Source organism: Acinetobacter sp. AKBS16, assembly GCF_002899995.1.
Lineage (GTDB): Bacteria > Pseudomonadota > Gammaproteobacteria > Pseudomonadales > Moraxellaceae > Acinetobacter > Acinetobacter baumannii.
On sequence record NZ_POYH01000067.1, the window covers coordinates 31133 to 32977 of the forward strand.

Annotated in this window: 1 protein-coding gene and 1 pseudogene; both read left to right on the forward strand. The window is 39.3% G+C overall.

The window, feature by feature from the left end; all coding sequences use genetic code 11:
• Window positions 1-529, forward strand: a pseudogene (locus tag C1642_RS19245) (L-asparaginase); the annotation flags it as partial.
• 214 nt (window positions 530-743) lie between these two features.
• Window positions 744-1845, forward strand: a 1102-nt coding sequence (locus C1642_RS12205) for a PHP domain-containing protein (protein WP_146035327.1), incomplete at its 3' end; no start/stop codon positions are given.

The window sequence follows — 1845 nt, forward strand, 5'->3', positions numbered from 1 at the left end:
TATTTTTGCTGCTCGTGATGTAACTAAAGGCATTAACATTCATACAAATGCTTTTGTAAGCCAATGGGGTGCTTTGGGTACACTTGTTGAAGGCAAACCATATTGGTTTAGACAATCTGTTAAACGTCATACCAATGCTTCAGAATTTAATATTGAAAATATTAAAGGTGATGCTCTTCCAACAGTACAAATCGTTTATGGTTCTGACTCTATGCTTCCTGATGCTTATGAAGCATATGCAAAAGCTGGCGCTAAAGCGATTATTCATGCAGGTACAGGTAATGGTTCTGTAGCGAAATATATCGTTCCAACATTACAAAACCTTCATGACAAAAACGGTATTCAAATTATCCGCTCATCGCGCGTTCCACAAGGTTTTGTATTACGTGATGCAGAACAACCTGACTCTAAATATGGTTGGGTAGCAGCTCATGATTTGAATCCTCAAAAAGCGCGTCTTCTTGCAGCGTTGGCACTTACCAAAACCAACGATGCGAAAGAAATTCAACGCATGTTCTGGCAGTACTAAAATTTCTAACCAGCCCAAATCAATTTGGGCTGGTTCTTTTTATCCGCTTTAATTTTCTCTTTAAAAATAAAAGAACAACTTTGATCAATCCTTCACTTTCGTGTTCTCAACCTTCTGTTTAAATACTAAAATCCATAACAGTTGCCAAAATATTAAGCATTTCGTTTGAACTTTGCGTGTTAAACTATGCTGCGGTCGCATTAAGGATTGGTTTATGCAGTTTGTTCATCTCGGTATTTACACAGAATTTTCGATTACAGAGTCGATTGTTCGCATACCCGACTTGGTCAAGACTGCGGTAAAGGATGAAATGCCTGCGCTGGCACTTACCGACTTATCTAACCTTCATGCTGCTGTAAAATTTTATAACTCTTGCCTTAAGAAAGGCATTAAGCCTATTTTGGGTAGTACAATCCGTCTTAATGATGCCCAACATCGTGCAACTTTGCTTGCAATGAGCGATATTGGATGGAAAGGGCTGACTGAAATTGTTTCACGTGGCTTTATTGAAGGTCAACAACTCAGTATCCCTTGTGTACAAAAAGAATGGGTTCTAGAGCAGCATCAAGATATTATTGTTTTACTTGGCCAACATAGTGATGTTGGGCAAATGCTTTGCTCATCTAACCCGCAAAAAGCAGAACCTTTACTTGAAGAGTGGATCGAAAAGTTTGGTAATCGTGTTTATCTAGCCTTAACACGTACTGATCGTCCTGGCGAAGAAGACTTTATTCAAGAAGCAGCCAAACTTGCAGCTAAATATAATATTGGTGTTGTTGCACACAACGATGTGCACTTTATTGAAAAAGAAGATTTCGAAGCGCACGAAGCTCGTGTATGTATTGCAGATGGTTATGTTTTAGCAGATGATCGACGTCCGCGCTTATATAGTCCAGAGCAGTATTTCAAAACTTCTGATGAAATGATTGAGCTGTTCTCAGATATTCCTAGTGCTATTGAAAACACCTATCAAATCGCTAAACGCTGTAATGTCACTTTAAAGCTCGGTACTTACTTTTTACCTGAGTATCCAATTCCTGATGGTTTTACCATCGATACCTATTTTGAGCACTTATCAAAAGAAGGTTTGGAAGAGCGCTTAAATTACCTTTACCCTGTCGAAAAGCGTGGTGAAGACTGGCCTGAAATTCGTAAACCATATGATGAACGAATAGATTATGAAGTCGGAATCATCCTGAAAATGGGATTCCCTGGTTACTTCCTGATTGTCATGGACTTCATTCAATGGGCGAAAAACAATGGTGTCCCTGTTGGACCGGGCCGTGGTTCAGGTGCAGGTTCATTAGTAGCTTATA